Source organism: Wolbachia endosymbiont of Armadillidium arcangelii (assembly GCF_040207875.1).
Lineage (GTDB): Bacteria > Pseudomonadota > Alphaproteobacteria > Rickettsiales > Anaplasmataceae > Wolbachia.
In genome coordinates this window covers 1,410,997-1,430,947 of sequence record NZ_CP157942.1, presented here as the reverse complement: position 1 = coordinate 1,430,947, position 19,951 = coordinate 1,410,997, and the positions used below count along the sequence as shown (strand labels likewise).

The following is a 19,951-nucleotide window of genomic DNA, read 5'->3' as shown; positions in this document are numbered from 1 at the left end:
TTATACTTTATTTAGCAATTTCAGGCATAGGAGCAACAATAGGAGCACTTACAGGTTTTGGGTTCAGCTTTACAGCTTTATCACCATTGGTAATGGGTGGAATTGTTGGTTCTATAACTCCAGCATTGTTTACAGCTCTGTGTGCGGGGATTCTGCTATACGAATTTTGCAAAAAAGGCTCTATTGAAAAGAATGATAAAGATGTTTGTGTCGGTTCAGGTATTACCACACCTGCAGGTGCTGTAATTGGAGTTGGCCTTGCTGCAGCTACAATGGCTATTTTTCCCGGTGCAACGCTCGGAATGGGATTGGCAGCTTTAGCAGGTGCAGTGATAGCGCCCATAGCATTAATTGCAGGGATGTTAGTAGCAGAAAATGTTATTGCACCAATAGCTGAAAAAGTGAATGAGTATATTATATCACCTATAGTTGAGCGTTTTTCTTCAAAAGAGGAAAAGAGCAAATTACCTCAACACGTGTCTGCTTAGCAGAGTGGCAAAATAAGGTAGACAAGAAAAGACAACTAAATGGGTGTCATGCCAGTGCGTGACACTGGCATCCAGCCTTTTCACGCAAAAAACGTTGTAAGGTACTTATCAACTTAGTGCCTAATCTGGATCCCAGTGCCAAGCACTGGGATGACATGATGGAAGCTAGGATGGCAAGAAAAGGAGCACTGGCTTCAATATTTGCATATTAGCCGCTCCCCTGAACAGATACACCTGCAAAATAATCAATTGACGTTAGCATTTAGCTTCCTTTATAATTTCCTTTGTGAAAGAAGAAAAATGTTTATTTGTAACGATAGCTGGTTTGCCAAATGCTGGAAAGTCTACATTAATTAACAGCATCGTAGGCAAGAAGATTGCAATTGTCACCCCTAAGGTGCAAACAACAAGGACGCAGGTAAGGGGTGTTACAATATGTAATGATACGCAGATTGTCTTTACTGACTCTCCAGGAGTGTTTTCAGCAGAAACAAAACTTGAGAAAGCTCTAGTTAAATCTGCATGGGGAGCAGTTAAGAATAGTGACATTACTTTGTTGCTTGTTGATGTAAGCAATTACTTAAAAAACATAGAAAGAATAAAAACTATATTCGCACGACTTCAGCGCACAAAAGGCAGATGTATTTTGGTTGTCAATAAAGCTGATTTAGTAAAAAGATCAGAACTCAAAATGGCACATGAACATCTAAATTTCCTTTATAAGTTTGAAAAAATTTTTACGATATCGGCACTGAAGAATGATGGACTTTCTGATTTGATGAATTATTTATCTGAAATTGCACCGATAAGCCCTTGGTTTTATGAAAAGAATCAAATAACTGATTCCTCGGATGATTTTTTATCAGCAGAAATTACGAGAGAAAAGTTGTTCTTGAACCTGCATGAAGAATTGCCATACTCTACAGCTGTTATAACTGAACAATTTGAGGAAAAAAAAGATAAGAGTTTAGTCATAAAACAGATCATATTTGTGTTGAAAGATAGTCATAAGAAAATAGTGCTAGGGAAAGAAGGTGGTAACATAAAAAAAATTAATATCGAGGTGCGTGCAGAACTGGAAAAATTATTTGAATGCAAAGTTCATCTCTTTTTGTTCGTAAAAGTGCGACCTTGGACTGATCGCCCTGAGGAATATATAAGTAATGCTTAATTCTTTGTTGGTATTTGACATTGAAACTATACCAGATGTAAATTCCTGTAAGAATTTACTCAATATTAGTGATGATAGTAGTGTAAAAGAGAAGAGGGACGCATTAACAAAATATCATCTTGAAACAACAAACGGGCAAAACTCTTTTCTGCGTCAGCCCTTCCACCTTGTTGTAGTTATTAGTTTTTTACTTTGTAATATAACACGCCAGGGCGGTTACGAGGTATTCACACTACAAGAAATAAGATCTGGAGGTACGATAAACTCTAATGAAAAAGAGTTAGTGAAAGGATTTTTTAACTACATATCAGAGAAAAAGCCAAGACTAGTTTCATTCAACGGACGCACTTTTGATATACCGGTACTGAAGTATCGTGCTATGGTTCATGGCATTCAAGCGGAATATTTTTACAAAGCTGGCGATAAGTGGAATAGTTACAATCAGAGGTACAGTAGTGATTGGCATTGTGATTTACTTGAATCTCTCTCTGACTTTGGAGCTTCTGCAAGAATGAAGATGAACGAAGTTTGCGCAGCATTTAATCTTCCTGGTAAGATTGGAGTTGATGGGTCACAAGTTATGGACTTATACGATAGTGGCAAAATACAAGAGATTCGCGATTATTGCGAAACAGATGTGATCAACACTTATTTGATTTACTTGAGGTTCATGCATCATCAAGGAAGAATGACTACAGAAAGCTATAATAAGAGCATAGAAGAATTGCTTTTAGAGTGTGAAAAAAAAGAGCATCTAAAAAAATTTAAAGAGGAATGGAAAATAACTAGTGGTGAAAACTTTTATACTTGAATGTAAATGAATAGATATTATGGAGCAATCTAATAAGTATCCATTCAGCAGGGTGGCAAAACAAGATAGACAAAAACATAGGAACAAATGGTGTCATTTGACACTGGCTTTTGCACAAAAAACGTTGTAGAGTGTTTACCAACTTAGTTGGATCCCAGTGTCAGCTACTTGGATGACAAGAAAAGAAGCACTGGTTTCACATGCATCTGAACAGATACATCTAATAATTGCTCCATAATAATAGTTATAAGCTCCTTGCAGTAGACAAGGCATTCTCATATGCCATCTGCTTAACTTCTGCTTGTTCAAGCTGAGAAGAATTTTTATTTTTTACTTCTTCGAAAAAATTTGACCCACTAAAAATATAATTCCCTAAATTAGCAGCATAATATTGAGCATTACCTAGAACTGCACAGTTATAGCCCTTCTTATAATAGTCCGAACGTGGGTAAAAACGTCTTTATAGCTATTGTAAGCCAGGAGGCCAGCAGTGTGTTATTATGATCTGTTCGGATTATTGTGAAAAGAGCTATAATTCGGCTTAATATTCTCGAAGGGTAGTAAAAGAGAGAAACGTTATTGTTTGATTGGAAGTCATTTTCATCCATTATTTTAATGGCTTCATGATAACCATCCATTTTATGAACAGAATATCCTTCAGGTACTGATATTCTTAATTGTGCACCTACATGAGCATAACCAAAGACACCAGGTGATACCGCCGGCACTGGATCTTGTCTATGTTGAGTTACTCTAATGGTTTTTTCTTGCAGAACATCATTATAAAATTCACTAGCAGTAAGGTCAAAAACTCGTGGATCACCAAAAGTTGCAACATGGATATCTTCAGCTCCTTCTGTTTTGTTGAGGCATAAAGCAGCTATCTTGGCAATAGCTCCTCCCATACTGTGACCTGTGAGATTAAATTTAAAATCTTTGATTTTTGATCCTTGTTTTTCAGCACGAGATTTCAAAATGCCATAAAGATTAGGCCATGAATCCGTAAATGAATTATAAAATCCTCTATGCATTCTTCCACCTTCAGGTAAAAATTCCGAAGTAGTAAAAAGTACATTTACATCAGTGATTCCATCGTTTACACCATGGCTCAGACGAGTACCGTGGTAAGCTATTGTAATTTCTTTACCTTTTATGAAAACATGACCAGCATCTTTTTCAAAGCTATTACCAAATGGAATAAATTCATAACCTTCGCTAATAAGTTCAGCTCTAGTTTTATACATTTTTTCAGTAGATGGAATAATCTCAAAATCTTCTGTAGTTTCAAATTTAGTTTTGTATACTCTTTGAGCTAGATTGTTACATTTTTTTTACCTAATTTTTCATCATCATCGCCATAGCTTATCTTGCAGAAATTACTCATTTCCAATAATTTCTCTCTTTCAAATCCTGCAATTTTTACAATACTTTCATCTATTTGATAATTAGAAGGTAAAGAACATGGCTCATTTGGGTCAGCACGATTTATAAATTCATAATCTTCAATGATCTCAAACTCATCATCATATCCTTTCATCTCACATTTGCTGTCATCTAATGAAATGGAGCTTGACTGTTCAGGTTTATCTAATTGTAAATCTATGCCACTACCTGTAGCGCTAAACCAATTGCGTAAAAAACTAAAATCCATAAGTACCTTAATCTATTAACTATAATACAAATTAATATTATTGTCAATAACTTATATTAATATATTAATCTTTTTTTGTGCTTTCACTTTGAGTAAATTTTACTTCCATAGAATAAATATAGAGTTACAATGTACCAACAAGCGACCTTTGTGCTAAATTTTGGTTAATATACACGTTGAGCGTATTAAGAAAGTTGCTTTTAAAGTATTGCATTTTACTTTTATTTTCGCTATAAGATTGCTTTAAGTTGGATTTTCAACATCCTTATGCTATTTATGTTATGATTTTAAAATTTTTTGGGGGCACTTCATGAAAAAATCTATTTATACTAGAACTGCTCTGGCTTCTCTATTGACTTTATGTTCTTTCAGTGGCTTTGCTGCTGACTTTTCTGACGAGAGTATGAAGGAAGTAAAAAAGCAAGAGAGTAACGAGTCAATCAAAACTTCTGGAAAGATGGAAGTGATGAAGACGTCAAATAAAAAACTAAAAGAGAAAATGGACAGGGTATGTAATGCTGATCCAAGAAAAAAAGCTGAAGAGCTTAAGAAAAAAGAAGAGCTAAGATTAGCAGCTGAGCAGAAGAAAAAAGAGGAGTTAAAATTAGCAGCTGAACAAAAGAAGAAAAAAGAAGAGTTAAAGTTAGCAGCCGAACAAAAGAAAAAAGAAGAAATCAGACTGGCAAATGAGAAAAAAGCAAAACTTATAGAGGATTCAAAGGCGAAAGCCCTGAAAGTTAAAAATTCTAATGTAGAAAAGTCAAAAACTAAGGGTTCTAAAACCAAGAATGCTAAAATTGAAGCTGAAGATATAAAAAAGGATGTAAAAGTTGTTAACAGCAATACAGAGGAAAAAGGTAAGGCAAGTCCTGTTGTTTCAGTTGGTGGCGTTGATATTATCGATACCAACCAAGGAAAGGATGGCTTAAGGATAACTTTTGGTGGTGTTGTTGATTCTCAAGGTTATGGTAACTATGGGTTAAGTGACTATGAGCATTATAATATTATGCCAGGGAAATTTACAAGTTATTTTGATGTTGCTGAAGATAGTATAAGAGGAGCAAATCTAGTATTTCCTGAAGGGATAGGAAATATTGGTGATTACAGCGAAAACATGGGCATGATTTCAGATGCAATATTGCACTTAAGAGCTGAAAACAAAAATGAAGATTTAGGACTTCTTTATGGTGCTGATGTGCAATTTCATGTTCCAGTGACTGAAGGTAAAGGAGCTTCACAAGGTGTGAATGCTGCAAGAGGTAGAAGTGCACATGTATTCTTAAATTCAAAATATGGTGATCTGAAACTTGGCTATCAGTTTGGTCCTGAGTCTCTAATGAGGCTTGATGCAACAAGGATTGCAACTGTTGACGGAGCTGCAGATAGTGACTGGTTCAGGAAAGTGAACTTAGAAGGAAATGCTGCAAACTTTCCATTTTACGTAACACCACGTCTTTACACTGAAAGCTTCTCGAGCGAGAGTGAGAAACTCTCCTTCCGTATGGCAGGGAAATACAACAAAGATGTTATGACTACATTGCCGTTTAGAGCTGCTTACTACTCGCCAAATTATATGGGTGCGAGATTTGGTATTAGCTACTCACCTCGTTACGATAATAGTTTATCTATTGTAGAGGATTATGGTAATGTAAAACATGTTGGTCCAGGCTATGAGCACATAGTAAGCGCTGGCGCGTCATATGAATATGATTTTAGTAAACATAATATAAAAGTTAAAACTTCCGTAGTTGGTGAGTTTGGTTTTGCAAAAGAGCCAAGTAAAGATAAGCACCTTTATAATGAGTTCATAGAATACAATAACCTAGGAGGTATGAATTTAGGTGCAAGCGCTGATTATAAGATTGATGAAGATCAAAGTGTAAAATTTGCTGCCTCTTTTGCATATTTAGGCAAATCTGGTCAACCTAAGAATATCAAGAAACTCGACCCTGTTTCAAAAGAATATAAAGATATTAATGATGATGTTAGAAAAGGTGGCTTAGAGCAATTTAATGACAAGGACACCATGTATTGGACTGCAGGTGCTGGTTATCAATATGATAATATCTACACAAGCTTGACATACTTTGGTAGCAGAATGAGCGATAAAGATATGCTTCATAATGTTGCACTTGGTGTTCAATATGATCTATCTTCTTCATGCAGTAAGAGCAAATTTGTTCCTTATGCAGCCTTACATTATTTTACGACTAATGAAAAAGGTGCACTGCAAGATCAAAAGGTACCTTCTAACCAAGGAATTCTTCTACTCACTGGTGTGAAGTTTTCTTTCTAGTTGGTTCTAGTAATACACACCACAACTTGAGTGTGGTGTGTGTCTTGTCTGTTAGTGTTTTATTTGCTGATTAAGTAAACATCAGTCGGTACATGACAATCTTACGGGTACTTGTTTTAATTTACATGATTAGTGATGTCATCCCAGTGCTTGACACACGATTGTATAAGCGTTTGTTTTAATTCGCATAACAGGTGGTGTCATCCCAGTGCGTGACACTGATCATCAGAAACGTTGATTACTTTTATACCCGTAAATTTAACTAGATGCCAGTGTCTGGGCACTGGCATGACACCCTATAACTACTCAGATAATGGGTAAATCGTCATAATCCCTTACCTATCGAACTTTTCAAATTTAATCAATTAAGCGGGAGGCAACTATGCAAACCAAATTAAAAAACCATTTAGCTGGAGAATTACTTACCATCGCTACTTGCTGGAAATTAACGCTTGTAAGTGGGGAAGTAATGGGATTTACTGATTATGACGAGGATTTAAATGTCAATAATATACTTTATAAATCTTCAAGTGGGTTTACAGCTAGTAGTATACTATTAAACAGCGATTTGAGAACTGACAATCTAGAAATTGAAGGAATATTAAATAATGCTGATATTAAAGAAGAAGAGGTTTTATCAGGGAAGTATGACTTTGCAAATATCGAAATATTTCTTGTGAATTATAAAGATTTAAGTCAAGGAATGATGAGTCTGCACTTTGGAACTTTTGGTAAAATAACATTAAATAGTGGTAGATTTATCGCTGAAATTAGAGGACTTGCAACAAAGCTTGAGAGAAGCATAGCAGAATTGTATTCTCCTGTATGCAGAGCACAATTTTGCGACGATAAATGTAAAACTGATGCTAAAAAGTTTAGTAGAACAAGCACGATTACTAAAGTGATAGACGAAAGAAGATTTGAAGACACTAATTTGGTCGAAAGCGATGGATATTATAAGCACGGAGTAGTGAAATTCTTTAGTCCAGCAACATTTGAAGTTGTAGTTAAGGAATACAAAAATAAAGTAGTTACATTATTTGCTTTACCTCCATATAAAATTTCTACTGGGGATAAATATTCGATACTTGCAGGTTGTGATAAAGCATTTTTAACGTGCAAAAACAAGTTTAACAATACTGTGAATTTCCGTGGCGAACCATACATACCAGTTGTTTAGCAGCACAATTTTCAATATTATGAATAAGTATGGAAAGGTGGCTGAGTGGTCTAAAGCACACGCTTGGAAAGCGTGCACATATGAAAATATGTCGGGGGTTCGAATCCCCCCTTTTCCGCACATTATTTCTAGTATAACACAGTGTTTTTGTCCTACTTAGACTGGGTTAATTGCTGAACTTTTGTAACCGCATTATAATTTGGTTGACCAATTTGTTTATTATTAGCACATTTTACAACTGTCTTTTATTAGAGAAAATTCGTCTATCGTAGCATTATCACAAATAAACCGTAAAGTAGAAGATAGACAAAAGACCACAATATGCGAGAGTCAGGAACAAACTACTCTACAGAGATAGTTACTATAAAACCGACGCTAATAACGAATTAGAGATAAACGTTGCAAAGGTATCTGTTCAGCAGAGTGGCAAAATAAGGTAGACGAGAAAAGACAACTATAGGAACAAATAGGTGTCATGCCAATGCGTGACACTGGCATCCAGTCCTTTTGCACAAAAAACGTTGTAAAGTGTTTACCAACTTAGTTGGATCCCAGTGTCAGCTACTTTCATGACAAGAAAAGAAGCACTAGTTTCAATATTTGCACATTAGCCATGCATCTGAACAGATACTTGCAAAGAATAGGAGTGGATCAACCGGCAAAGTCACAGTAAGTTAATACTGGAAGAATATTAATCTAGGATTCGTAAATGTCTTTTCTATGTTTTATTGAAACAATGGTTACTTCATATTATGCAGCATTGACATGATAGATAATACGATAATCTCCAGTCCTTAGTCTTCTGTGCCCTTTGAGTTTGTAACGCAACGATTCACCAAGATCAGTTGGGTTAACTGTAAGGCGCTCTTTTATTATTTCTTCAACTCTTAACTTTATTGTCTTTGGAAGAACTGGTAAATCCCGTCTAGTAACATTTTTTAGAAACTTAATCTTATAGCGCTTTAGTCCCACTTGACGTCTTTTAGATCAACTGTCTCTGCACCTGGAACATTAAGTTCAGCAGCACGTTCAATTAGTATTTTATCTTCCTCATTTTCAATTGCTTCTTGCATCAGCTCCTCTACCAACTTTTTAACAGGCTTATTTCTTATTTTAGCCAGCCCAGCAAGACACTCTGAAATTTCACTGTTGAAAGTTATGTTAATTCCTGAATCTGCCATAAGTTTTACCGAAGTTTATCAGTAATTATACAACATTTTTCTGAATTTTTCAATAAGACGAAGCCTTTTCTGATAGATAAAAAGGCTCCATTTCAAGCAATGAAACTAGGATGATTATATCAGTGTTGACCCTCTAGGTCAATTCTAAATCTCTTATGAAAAAGAGCTTTCACAAAAATTTGTAAAAGCTCCCATATAGAAAATCAACGCTGAATAGAAGAGCCTGCTCCTTTGACATCTGCTTTTGTAACATTTGTCAAAGGTTTCATTGACTCAGAACTCTCTTCTTGCACTTCTGAAGCAAATTCTTTAAGCGCAGATTTTGCTTCAGGATTCTTTTCTACGAGTTGTTCTATTTTTGCACCTTCTTTACTTGAAGAAGCTTCAACAGCTTTTGGTTTAGAACGCCTGTTTAGCGAAGGTTTTACTTTTTCCGTACTCTTCTCTTGTGTTTGTTGTAATCCCAATGCTTCATACAAGAACTTTGTTTCATGCTGTTTTCCTACCATTACGTCTTGATGCGCACATATCTGCTCATCAATAACACCGTTTCTTTTGAGAATTTTTGCAGAACCATCGCTACTAACTGAGATATCCATCTGACACTTTTTCCCTTCAACTTCCCAAGCTATAGTCATATCATATGAGCCATTAAGAACTTCATATGACCTTATTTCTTGTCTATCTTCATCTTCACAAAGTGTTAAACGTACTCCTCTTGTTTTATTTTCGTCAGGTTTGCAAATTGTAATTGCGTCTATACCATATTCTTTGCATTTACTTGCTTCTAAGAAATCTCTTAAACACACCGGATCTTTTCCTGCAATAGCTAATCTTGCAACAGGAAAAGGAATGAAATTTTCATCTAAATTTTCCTCAAGTGCTGCAAACTTTATCTTGTTAGATTGCATACCATAAAGTTCCTTTACTACTTCCTTAGGAACATCTCCTGAAACCATCTTAGAACTATGATTTACATCATTAGAATCCGCAGAGACCCCAAGTAGGTAATCTCGATACATTCTCAAGGTTTCTTCATCATGAATATCATACAGAAGATTTATGTTCTTTTGACGAGCTTCCCAGGTTTCTGCATCATGAACCTCGTAACCACTTTTGTACATCTTAGGAAAAGCTTTTCCATTACTTACTGAAGAAAACCACTGTTTTTTAATTTCTTTATCCAAGTCAAGAGCTTCCCTATAGTCATGGAGTACACCATTCTCTATATAACCAAAAACTCCAGAAAAAGTAGAACTTTCTTTACTTATATCATGAATTTTACCTACCTTTCCGCCATGAGAAACTGTACTTACCATTTCCTTGGCTTTATTTTTAAGATTTTTAAAACTACTTAACATAATAACCTCACGTTAATTAACATAATTTATTATGACATTACGGACTATGCTAAGTCAAGTTTTAAATCTGAATCTTTTATGAAAATTAATATTCTTTACATGGTATACATATTATACCATTTCTAGTAGACAAAAAGCTTAAGTGAAAAAGCGTAAAGGGCAGCTCTATCCTTATTGATTTCTTAGTAGACTGCAATCGCCAAAAACACAAATTCTACATATTGTTCTTCCAGCACTTGACACTAGAAAAAACAACCTGGTCTTGGATTTTAGTAGATGGTGCTGTCAAATTATAACAGCTATAGTGGTGAAACCAGCTATTTATTTTTGCATGGAAATTTACCAATTATTAAAATATTAAGTGTAGTAAAAATATATTCTAATAGTATGGAAAAATAAATGAAATTTGAACAATGTGTAAAAGGTAAAATGTTAGAGTTAGATCATCTTAGGCACAAAACAATAAATGATCTTACAAATTTTGTAGACACAAGACCAGATATCGAAGAATTTGATTGGATAAGCAAAAATACTAGTAATAACCTAAAGCGTAAAAAAGGTAACAATATTAGTAATAATATGAAACTTAGGTGTATAGGTGCAGCAATTGGTTTAGTTAGTTGCAGCATATTATTTAGGGTAAGCAGCTTTAACTCTTGTTGGTGTTTCTGGTGTAGTGTTGTTGGTGCGTTACTTGGAGCTGGAGCGGGCTATGTCGTAGGTAAATGTCTTGATAAAATTGAGGTTACAAATATGCAAAGAGAAAGGAGTTGTTAAAGGTTCGTGTTGTATTCTGAATTTCTTTCAATACTTAAAGATTTACAATCAGAGCAAACCACCTGTCCACGTGGAACTGATTTCAGTTCATCAGTGGAAACTTGATTTGAGCAGAATATGCATTTTATTTTATCACTTGGGGCGAGTGAGTGATCAACAGCAATTCTATCATCAAAAACAAAACACTCGCCTTCCCAATTACCACTTTTGTTGTCAGTTTTTTCAAGGTAGGAAAGAATACCGCCTTTAAGGTGGTAAACATCGTTAAATCCAAGGCTTTTCATATATGCTGTAGATTTCTCACATCTGATTCCACCAGTGCAGTACATAGCCACTTTCAGGTCTTTACTTTCAGAGAAAGACTCTGCCCACTGAGGAAAATCGCGAAAACGTTGAGTGTGCGGATCGATTGCATTTTTAAATTTGCCTAGTTTTACTTCGTATTCATTTCGTGTGTCTATTACTAAAATGTCAGGTTGAGAGATAAAATCATCCCAATGCTCCGGATCAACGTACTGACCTCTAACGGCAGTATCGAGATTACTTACACCAAGATTTACAATTTCTCTTTTTAACCTCACTTTCATCTTACTAAATGGTTGATATTCTGCCGCGCTCTCTTTCCATGTAAGACCTTTCAGCCTGTCATCAGAACATAGAAAATCAAATATTTTATCAATTGCGGTTCTTCTACCAGATACAGTTGCATTAATACCCTCTTCTGCAAGTAGTATAGTACCCTTTAACTCCACGTTGTCGCATGCAACTTTTATTTCGTCTTTCATGTCATAATAATTAGAGAGTTCTATAAAGTGATAGAAAGTTGCAATGATGAAACTCATGATTAATTAGTTTATCGATTTAAAACATAATATATAAAATTATAAAGATATTCAATAGGACGGCTGTTAATTACTGGATATCTTCAGTTTTTATATATAACATTTTAGTATCAAATATAGATTCAAATTAATGTTTTTGAGAATATTTAAAAATATATTCTTGTTTTTAGTAAGTATATTATTTGTCTGTCCTATACTATCGTTAATATCGATTCTATTTACAGAATCAGCAAATTCTGGATGGGTAATTAGTACACTTTTCCCTGAATATATACTCAACACGTTGATTTTGATGGTAGGAGTAGGGGTAATATCCTTCATATTTGGAGTAATTCCAGCTTGGCTTACTACATTTTTTTCGTTTCCAGGAAGTAAAACTTTTGAGATTGCTTTATTCTTTCCGATATCAATTCCTGGATATATAGTATCGTTTGTTTATGTAAACACGCTAGAATTTCCAGGCCCAGTTCAGAGCTTATTAAGAGATATTTTTCAATTGAGCAAAGGTGACTATTGGTTTCCTGAAATAAAATCTCTAGGTGGTGGAATATTAGTAATGGGATTTAGCCTATATCCATACGTTTATATGTTAGTCCGCTCAAGTTTAAAGAATGTTAGTAACTCAGTCACTATTGCATCAACACTTGGGTTTTCTTCATTACAGAGCCTGTTTTCTGTCATCACACCCTCTATACGCCCATCAATTATAGCTGGACTGTCCTTGGTACTAATGGAAGTAATTACAGATTTCGGCACACCACAGTTTCTTGCTATCGATACTTTCACGACGGGAATATACCGTACTTGGTTTTTACTGCATGACAAATATTCAACTACTGTTTTGGCAGTTGCAGAACTGATTTTCGTTGCAACACTAATAGTTATCGAGAAAAAACTACAAAAAAGAGGAATATCCTACTCTTCAATCAATACTAATGCAGATTATCACAATAAACGGAGTATAAATGGTTCTATACCATTGATCTTTACTTATACTATGTGTGCACTGCCAATATTAATAGGTTTTATTTTGCCAATGATTCCACTTATATATTGGAGCATAGAGAAGGGGTTTTTCATATATGAAGCAAGATTCTATAATATAATAGCAAACAGTGTTGGTTTATCATTTATTACCGCATTAATCTCAATTAGCATTGCGATAGTTATTGGATATACAGCGCGTAGAAATAAGATAATCGCTAATATAGCGCGTTTCATTTCTCTCGGATATGCAATTCCAAATGCAATTATTGCAATTAGCATAATAATATTTTTAAGCAGAATATCCTCTTTCATTACTCAATATATTGTGGAAATTAGCTTGGTAGGAACTATTGGTGCTTTAGTTTACTCATATTTATTTCGTTTTTTTGCCGTATCTTTCAAAGCGGTGGAGTCGGGGCTCAAAAAAACACCAAATGAAATTGAGTGGACTGCATATACTATGGGTCATGGGCCTATTTCTACATGCCTGAATATTCATATCCCTCTTATCAAGAAAAGCATAATGTCGGGATTTCTGCTCGTATTTATGGATACTATAAAGGAACTTACGGCAACACTCATTATAAGACCATTTAATTTTGAAACTATATCAACTAGAATATATGAACTTGTAAGCGACGAGCGTTATAGAGAAGCTGCCCCATTTTCGTTAATGATAGTTATGATAGGCTTAATCTCTACGATAATCTTATTCACGCTTGATGATAAGGATCAAAAATTTGATAGTTAATGAGGTCTAGTGTTAACGTATGGACTATCTAAGGAAAAGGATGGTACCATAACCTCAAAGGTTTTTATGCTCTCTTCGTTCAGAAATTCATATTTACCCTGCATTATTCCTGATGGTTCATTTAAGTATGTTCCACTTGTATATTTGAATACCTCTCCAGGTTTTATTACAGGTTGTTCTCCAATAACACCAACTCCGGAAACTTCATTTATTTTGCCCTTATAATCTATTATTTGCCAATAGCGACTTAACAATTGAATAGTTGATGAACTTTTGTTTTTTATCTTAACATTATACATCCACACGTAGCAATTTTCATAAGGAATGGATTGCTCTTCAATGTAAATTGGTAAAACTGTAACTTCAACAAAGTTAGTAGTAAGTGTGTATTTCATGGTCATTATAAAGCATTCATGATAAGAACTTAACACATTTCAATTATACACTTTTTTCATAGATTTTCCAAGCATATTATCGTACTCTAATTATGAAATATTAATTTATATTATGAACAAACCAGATCCACTTGGTAAAAAAGTGATAGGAATAATAGGAAGTGGGCAATTGGGTAGAATGACCGCTATCGCTGCAATGAAACTTGGGCAAAGAACGCATGTTTTTGCCAGTGCTAAAGACGATCCAGCTTGTTCTGTTGCTGATGATTTAGACTTCTCTGATAAGAAGGCACTTGAATCTTTTGCACAGAGTGTGGATTTAGTCACTATTGAGTCTGAAAATATTCCATGTAGTGCAATTGATATTGTGTCGCGGCATGCAGATTTTTATCCAGGCAAAAAGGCGTTACACATTTCGCAAAATAGGCTGAGAGAGAAAGATTTTATTAGAGGTTTGGGCATAAAAACTGCTGATTACAAAAGTATACAAAATTATAATCAGCTACTAGAAAGTAGTGAAACTTTTGGCTATCCAACAAGGCTGAAAACAACAGAAATGGGTTATGATGGAAAGGGACAATATGTGATTGAAAATGATTATGAAGTAAAACAATTTGTTTCTTTTGATTGGAATACACAATATATTCTAGAAGCAAGTATCGACTTATTGAAGGAGATTTCAATAGTTATTGCAAGAGATCAAAATGGTAGGGTGGTCTTTTTTCCTATAGCAGAAAATTGTCATGTTGATGGAATACTTGATACTTCGACAGTACCAGCTAAAATAGATAATAAATTAACTAAAGAGGTACAAAAAACTGCAGAGAAAATAGCAGCTGCGCTTGATGTAGTAGGAATTCTAACTATTGAGTTTTTCATCACTGAAAATCATGAGTTACTAGTTAATGAACTAGCCCCAAGACCTCACAATTCTTGCCACTGGAGCTTGGATGCATGTAACGTTAGTCAATTTGAGCAATTGGTTAGGGTAACATGCGGGTTACCTATACAAGAAGTAGTATTACGCTTCCCTTGCATGACAAAAAACATAATAGGTCATGATATATATGATTCTCACAAGTATCTGAGCAACAAAAAAGCTAGCTTAACCATATATGGGAAAAAAGAGGTTAGGGACAAGCGTAAAATGGGACATGTCAATATAGATTTAAGTTAACAGTTTTTCTACGTCATACCACCACAATATTACAATTTGCAGGGCCGCAGATGGCGTCATCTCTGGTGTCATTTAAGTAGCTCCTCTTGTCATCCAAGTAGCTAACACTGGTTCCTTTATAATGGTGTCATCCCAGTGCTTGACACTGAGATCCAGTTAAATTTACGAGTATAAAAGTAATGTTAAAATACAACGTTTCTGATGATCAGTGTCAAGCACTGGCTCGCTAAAATTACTTTAGCCATAAACATTAAGAAATTTACCAAATAGAAAAAAGGCAAAAGAATCCCCGAGTAGTGAGTTTTGACCCTGTAATAATTTAAATTGGCATTGTAATAATGTGCTAACGCTTAAAATAAGCGCGTTTTGGCTGAATGTAGAAAAAATAAAAAAGACATGCAGCCGCTATAATTTTATGTAATTTGCCAATAAATATCTGAGTTTTTTACTGAATTTTGTCGTTGAAACCGCGCGTATCAAAAACAAGGATAAATACTCTTATTGATATAATGAGGAAAGTGGGAAAGTTTGTCAAGGAGTTTTCATGGCCTAACGTTACGGCGCTGCATACAAATTTCCTCCGAATTACAACACACGTGCACTCTACTTGATTGACAAATACTCTTTTATTAGAATCTCCAAAATCTGTACTATATTTAGTGCTGCACCTTTGCGCAGATTATCAGCCACTATCCACATATTTAATCCATGCTTAACAGTGTTGTCTCTTCTAATACGCGATACATATACAGCATCCTCCTGTACAGTATCAATTTGTGTTTTATATCCACCATCTTCGCGTCTATCGTGTACTAAAACCCCACTATCTTCGGCTTCACTGAGTATTTCACGAGCTTCTTCTTCAGTTATATGCTGATCAAATTCTACATTTACTGCAATAGCGTGACCGATAAAGACAGGTACCCTTACACAAGTTGTAGTCACTCTTACATCCTCCCCTAAAATTTTTTTTGTTTCCTCTTGCATTTTCCATTCCTCTTTTGTAGAGCCGTCTTCCATGAATTCTCCTATATGAGGAATGCAATTAAATGCTATTTGCTTAGGAAATATTTCAGGTTTTTTAGCTTCGTTCATAAAGATTTTTTTTGTCTGGTTGTAGAGTTCATCCATTGCTGCTTTACCTGCACCAGAAGTTGATTGATAAGTTGAAGCAACGATTCTCTTTATTTTTGCTTTTTGGTGCAATAAATGCAATGCCAGCAACATCTGTATTGTAGTACAATTTGGGTTAGATATTATATTATGGTTTTTGTATTCTATGATTTTATTTTTGTTGATCTCTGGAATCACTAGTGGCACGCCTTCTTTCATTCTAAAATGGAAGGTGTTATCTATTACAATGCATCCAGCCTTAGTTGCAATCGGTACGTATCTCTCAGAAACATGAGATCCAGCACAGAAAATTGCTATATCAATTCCAGCAAAGTCGTGATCCTCGAGGCCTAAGACAGTTAATTCCTCATCACCGAAACTCACCTTTTTCCTCTCTGATTTTTTTGATGCAAGTGCAATTACAGAACCTATTGAAATCTTTCCTTCGTTTTGAAACTCAGCAAGCGTGCTTAATACCTCACGCCCTACTCTTCCGGTTGCTCCAACAACAGCAATTTTATATCCCATATAGATAAACCTCTGACTTTAAAGCTATATTATATTTTTACTGATAAAATTTACAATTATTTTAATATTTTTACCTTGCAATTAACCATAATTTAGTTATAATTACATTATGTTGATAATATTGCATGAGAGATGAATAAAGAATATAGTGACACTAAGGTTAAGCCTTCGGTATCTACATTTCAAAAGCTTGAAAAAGTCAATAGATCAGAGGCTCAAAATGTTCTTTCGAAAAAAAGCAAGCCAGCAATAAATTTTGATGATAAAAAGTATGGTGTAAAAATTCCTAAGATAGACCAACATCTCTCAAATAAAAAGCAAGAACCTTTTGGGTTAAAAGATTTTTTAAGGTCAATACTAATAATGGGAAAGTTTTTAGTGAAAATTTTCACACATGAAGAAAAGGCATATAAAAAACCGCAATCGCAAGTAGGTGACTCTAGCAAAGCAAAGGATGAGGCTTGCGTAGATAATAAATATACAGAAGAAGTGAGCAGCAAACTTAAGAAGAGTAATGTTGAACAGGTGGACAAAGAGGAGAAAAATCTTGATCCATAGATATCGATTATTTAAAGAAATCTCCAGCTATAATATTCACTGCATAGAACCTCTGCGATACCAAAGTAAATAAACGGGTATGCCGCTTGCAGTAAACAAACTTGCAGTTAGCAAGGTATTTATAGGAGTTTCAAGTATCACCCAACAACAAAAGATTGTTGCTATGCTACCAATTAAAAATTTGCAATAATTTTTCTCCTTTATAATTACCTTTAAAAAAACAAGGCTGCATGTGAGGTAGACAAATAAAAATGAAATTACAGAAAAGTCAATAATTGATTTAATCTGCTGAGCAAAATTGTTTCTTGAAGTGAGAATTAATAAAACTACAGTGCCAACTGAGCTAATTGTTATTCCCCAAAAGGGAGAGCCATGCTTATTCCTTTTAGCAAAGAATTGTGGCATTAGTTTATCTTCTGCAAGACCAAAAGCAACCTGTCCACTAGACAAAACCCAAGCGTTTAGACTACCAACACAAAAAATGAATGCAATTATGGAAATAATTAAATGCCAATTACCAGAAAACATAATTTTTATCGCATCAACATATGGTGCTCTTGAACTTGCTAAATTATTGCCATTAATCAATCCCATAATCGCGAAATTGTTGATAAAATATATAACAGCAACACAAATTGTGCCAAGCACTACAGCTTTTGGTATAGTTTTAGCTGGATTATCAACTGACCCTGCAGGTGCTGTTGCCAATTCAAGTCCAATAAAACACCATAGAGTAAGGAGTGTAGAGCGAGCAAGAATTTGCGATGTTGTAAGGCTTAATACTTCTTCACTTGTGATAAAATTATTTCTATCGAAAAAAAACAACGCTGCTATAGGTATTGCAAGCAATACAGCAACCTTCACAACCGTGAGTAGAAACTCAACGCGCCCTGCAGTAGCTATTCCTCTTAAATTTACTAACGTAATGACTGTAAATAGCAGTAACTCTAAAAGCAAACGCATGCTTTGGATATCTTCATGGAAGAATGGTGTAAGATAGCCAACACCCACAACTATTAAAGCTGTTGTACTAACCCATGAGATCACCCAATATGTCCAACCAACAAAGAAAGCTGCGGTAGGACCAAAAGCATGTTTTACATAAACGTGAGGACCTCCAGTTTCTGGAAATTTTGCACATAGTGTAGCAAAGACTAGTGCAAGAGATATGGCGCCAAAACCTGATATTACCCAGCTTATAAGGCTATAAGCACCATATGGAGCAAGGCTAATTGGAAGCATGAAAACCCCAGAGCCGATCTGACTACTAATAACTAAAGCAAAAACAGCCCAAAAACCTATTTTATTTGACACAATACCTCTTAATTCTATTAATGTAAGCCAGTAGTATAGCTTAAGAATTTTAGCAAATAAAAAATTTAAGTTAAGTTTTTAGTTTATGATACCAAAGTAGATAAATAAGTGTTCCGCTTAAAGGGAATAGGCTTGATATTAACAATGTTTTTATAGAAGTCTCGTATACTATCCAGCAGCAAAAAGATACAGCCACACCCCCAATTAAAAATTTGCAGTAGTTTTTCTCTTGTATATTAACTTTGAAAAAAGCAAGGCTACATGCTAAGTAGATAAACAAAAATGACATTACAGAGATATCAATTATTGAAGTCACTTGCTCAGCAAAACTTTTGTTTGATGTTAGGACAAGTAGAGCTAATACCCCCAAAGTACTGAGTATTATTCCCCAGAATGGAGCATCGTGCTTATTTTTTTTGACAAAAAATTGCGGCATTAACTTGTCTTTTGCAAGGCCTAAGGTGACCTGTCCATCAGCTAAAAACCAAGCGTTTAAATTACTTATGGAAACGATAAAAGCAACAACAGAAATAATCAAATGCCAATTACCTGGAAACATAATTTTTACTGCATCAACATATGGTGCTTTTGAACCGGCTAGGTCGTGACCGCTTATTAACCCCATGATTGAAAGGCTATTGATGAAATATATCACAGCAACACAAACTGTTCCGAGCACAATGGCTCTTGGTATTGTCTTAGCTGGATTATTAACGGATCCTGCAGGTGCTGTTGCTGATTCAAGTCCAATAAAACACCATAAAGTAAGTAGTGTAGAGCGAGCAAGAGTTTGCGATATTGTAAAGTTTGATACTTCCTCGCTTACAATAAAATTATTTCTATCAAAGAAAAATAACCCTGCTATGGGTATTGCAAGAAGTGCAATAATTTTAACAATGGTTAGCAGAAGCTCAACACAGCCAGCAGTAGTTACTCCTCTCAAGTTTATTAGCATAATAGCTAAAATTAATATTATTTCTAAAAGCAAACGTATATCTTGTGTATCATTATGAAAAAGTGGAGCTAAATAACCAATACTTGCAATTGTTACAGCTGTTGAACTCACCCATGAACTCACCCAATACGTCCAACCAACAAAGAACGCTGCAGTGGGGCCAAAAGCATGCTTTACATAAACGTGGGGACCACCCGTTTCTGGAAATTTTGCGCAGAGTGAAGCAAAAACCAAAGCAAGAGATATAGCACCAAGACCTGATATCACCCAGCTTATAAGGCTATAAGCGCCATATGGAGCAAGGCTAATTGGGAGCATAAAAATTCCAGAGCCAATTTGGCTACTAATCACCAAGGCGAAAATAGCCAAAAAGCCTATTTTATTTGACACGATAATTTTTATCTGAATATATCAA

The 19,951-nt window shown here is 35.0% G+C and carries 18 protein-coding genes and 1 tRNA gene; 10 read left to right on the top strand and 9 right to left on the bottom strand.

What is annotated here, in order from left to right; all coding sequences use genetic code 11:
- Positions 1 to 92 precede the first annotated feature (92 nt).
- From ABLO99_RS07280 to ABLO99_RS07270, 3 genes are all read left to right on the top strand, one after another.
- Positions 93 to 488 carry a hypothetical protein gene (locus tag ABLO99_RS07280; protein WP_349967421.1) on the top strand — a complete coding sequence of 132 codons (396 nt, stop codon included), beginning with the start codon at positions 93 to 95 and terminating at the stop codon, positions 486 to 488.
- A 286-nt stretch (positions 489 to 774) separates the two neighbouring features.
- Positions 775 to 1,659 carry a GTPase Era gene (gene era / locus ABLO99_RS07275; RefSeq protein ID WP_349967419.1) on the top strand — a complete coding sequence of 295 codons (885 nt, stop codon included), beginning with the start codon at positions 775 to 777 and terminating at the stop codon, positions 1,657 to 1,659.
- Positions 1,652 to 2,470, top strand: coding sequence for a 3'-5' exonuclease (locus tag ABLO99_RS07270; RefSeq protein ID WP_349967417.1), 819 nt, complete (start codon positions 1,652 to 1,654; stop codon positions 2,468 to 2,470). Before era ends, ABLO99_RS07270 begins: the two co-directional genes overlap by 8 nt.
- A 428-nt stretch (positions 2,471 to 2,898) precedes the next feature.
- On the opposite strand, the gene ABLO99_RS07265 is transcribed toward ABLO99_RS07270, so the two are convergent.
- Together ABLO99_RS07265 and ABLO99_RS07260 are read right to left on the bottom strand one after the other, a co-directional pair.
- Complete coding sequence (locus ABLO99_RS07265) at positions 2,899 to 3,714, bottom strand: lipase family protein (RefSeq protein ID WP_349967416.1); 816 nt, start codon at positions 3,712 to 3,714, stop codon at positions 2,899 to 2,901.
- A gap of 68 nt (positions 3,715 to 3,782) precedes the next feature.
- Positions 3,783 to 4,121: a hypothetical protein gene (locus ABLO99_RS07260; RefSeq protein WP_349967414.1), complete on the bottom strand. Its 339-nt coding sequence runs from the start codon at positions 4,119 to 4,121 to the stop codon at positions 3,783 to 3,785.
- A 310-nt stretch (positions 4,122 to 4,431) separates the two neighbouring features.
- On the opposite strand from ABLO99_RS07260, the gene ABLO99_RS07255 reads away from it, so the two are divergent.
- The 3 genes from ABLO99_RS07255 (at position 4,432) to ABLO99_RS07245 (ending at position 7,715) form a co-directional block, all read left to right on the top strand.
- On the top strand, positions 4,432 to 6,417 hold the full coding sequence (locus ABLO99_RS07255; RefSeq protein ID WP_349967413.1) for a hypothetical protein: 1,986 nt from the start codon (positions 4,432 to 4,434) through the stop codon (positions 6,415 to 6,417).
- A gap of 382 nt (positions 6,418 to 6,799) precedes the next feature.
- Positions 6,800 to 7,597, top strand: coding sequence for a DUF2163 domain-containing protein (locus ABLO99_RS07250; RefSeq protein WP_349967411.1), 798 nt, complete (start codon positions 6,800 to 6,802; stop codon positions 7,595 to 7,597).
- A gap of 31 nt (positions 7,598 to 7,628) precedes the next feature.
- Positions 7,629 to 7,715 (top strand) — tRNA-Ser (locus ABLO99_RS07245).
- 844 nt (positions 7,716 to 8,559) lie between these two features.
- Here ABLO99_RS07245 and ABLO99_RS07240 read toward each other — a convergent pair.
- Complete coding sequence (locus tag ABLO99_RS07240) at positions 8,560 to 8,778, bottom strand: hypothetical protein (RefSeq protein WP_349967410.1); 219 nt, start codon at positions 8,776 to 8,778, stop codon at positions 8,560 to 8,562.
- A 203-nt stretch (positions 8,779 to 8,981) separates the two neighbouring features.
- Positions 8,982 to 10,139 carry a hypothetical protein gene (locus ABLO99_RS07235; protein ID WP_349967409.1) on the bottom strand — a complete coding sequence of 386 codons (1,158 nt, stop codon included), beginning with the start codon at positions 10,137 to 10,139 and terminating at the stop codon, positions 8,982 to 8,984.
- A gap of 399 nt (positions 10,140 to 10,538) precedes the next feature.
- Between ABLO99_RS07235 and ABLO99_RS07230 the strand changes: the two genes are divergently transcribed.
- Entirely contained in the window at positions 10,539 to 10,916 is a 378-nt protein-coding gene (locus ABLO99_RS07230) for a hypothetical protein (RefSeq protein ID WP_349967407.1), read from the top strand.
- Here ABLO99_RS07230 and ABLO99_RS07225 read toward each other — a convergent pair.
- Complete coding sequence (locus ABLO99_RS07225; RefSeq protein WP_349967406.1) at positions 10,913 to 11,758, bottom strand: rhodanese-related sulfurtransferase; 846 nt, start codon at positions 11,756 to 11,758, stop codon at positions 10,913 to 10,915. The genes ABLO99_RS07230 and ABLO99_RS07225 overlap by 4 nt on opposite strands.
- Positions 11,759 to 11,888: 130 nt before the next feature.
- On the opposite strand from ABLO99_RS07225, the gene ABLO99_RS07220 reads away from it, so the two are divergent.
- Positions 11,889 to 13,496: an iron ABC transporter permease gene (locus tag ABLO99_RS07220; protein WP_349967404.1), complete on the top strand. Its 1,608-nt coding sequence runs from the start codon at positions 11,889 to 11,891 to the stop codon at positions 13,494 to 13,496.
- Here ABLO99_RS07220 and apaG read toward each other — a convergent pair.
- On the bottom strand, positions 13,493 to 13,897 hold the full coding sequence (gene apaG / locus ABLO99_RS07215) for a Co2+/Mg2+ efflux protein ApaG (protein ID WP_114517720.1): 405 nt from the start codon (positions 13,895 to 13,897) through the stop codon (positions 13,493 to 13,495). The genes ABLO99_RS07220 and apaG overlap by 4 nt on opposite strands.
- 106 nt (positions 13,898 to 14,003) lie before the next feature.
- On the opposite strand from apaG, the gene ABLO99_RS07210 reads away from it, so the two are divergent.
- The gene (locus ABLO99_RS07210) at positions 14,004 to 15,068 is read left to right on the top strand and encodes a 5-(carboxyamino)imidazole ribonucleotide synthase (protein ID WP_349967403.1); all 1,065 of its coding nucleotides are present in this window, start codon (positions 14,004 to 14,006) and stop codon (positions 15,066 to 15,068) included.
- A gap of 603 nt (positions 15,069 to 15,671) precedes the next feature.
- Here ABLO99_RS07210 and ABLO99_RS07205 read toward each other — a convergent pair.
- Entirely contained in the window at positions 15,672 to 16,709 is a 1,038-nt protein-coding gene (locus ABLO99_RS07205) for an aspartate-semialdehyde dehydrogenase (protein WP_349967401.1), read from the bottom strand.
- A 132-nt stretch (positions 16,710 to 16,841) separates the two neighbouring features.
- On the opposite strand from ABLO99_RS07205, the gene ABLO99_RS07200 reads away from it, so the two are divergent.
- Entirely contained in the window at positions 16,842 to 17,267 is a 426-nt protein-coding gene (locus tag ABLO99_RS07200; RefSeq protein WP_047758857.1) for a hypothetical protein, read from the top strand.
- A gap of 36 nt (positions 17,268 to 17,303) precedes the next feature.
- Here the strand turns inward: ABLO99_RS07200 and ABLO99_RS07195 are convergent, their stop codons facing one another.
- Positions 17,304 to 18,581: an APC family permease gene (locus tag ABLO99_RS07195; protein WP_349967399.1), complete on the bottom strand. Its 1,278-nt coding sequence runs from the start codon at positions 18,579 to 18,581 to the stop codon at positions 17,304 to 17,306.
- A 70-nt stretch (positions 18,582 to 18,651) separates the two neighbouring features.
- Complete coding sequence (locus ABLO99_RS07190; RefSeq protein WP_349967397.1) at positions 18,652 to 19,926, bottom strand: APC family permease; 1,275 nt, start codon at positions 19,924 to 19,926, stop codon at positions 18,652 to 18,654.
- Between the last annotated feature and the right edge of the window lie 25 nt (positions 19,927 to 19,951).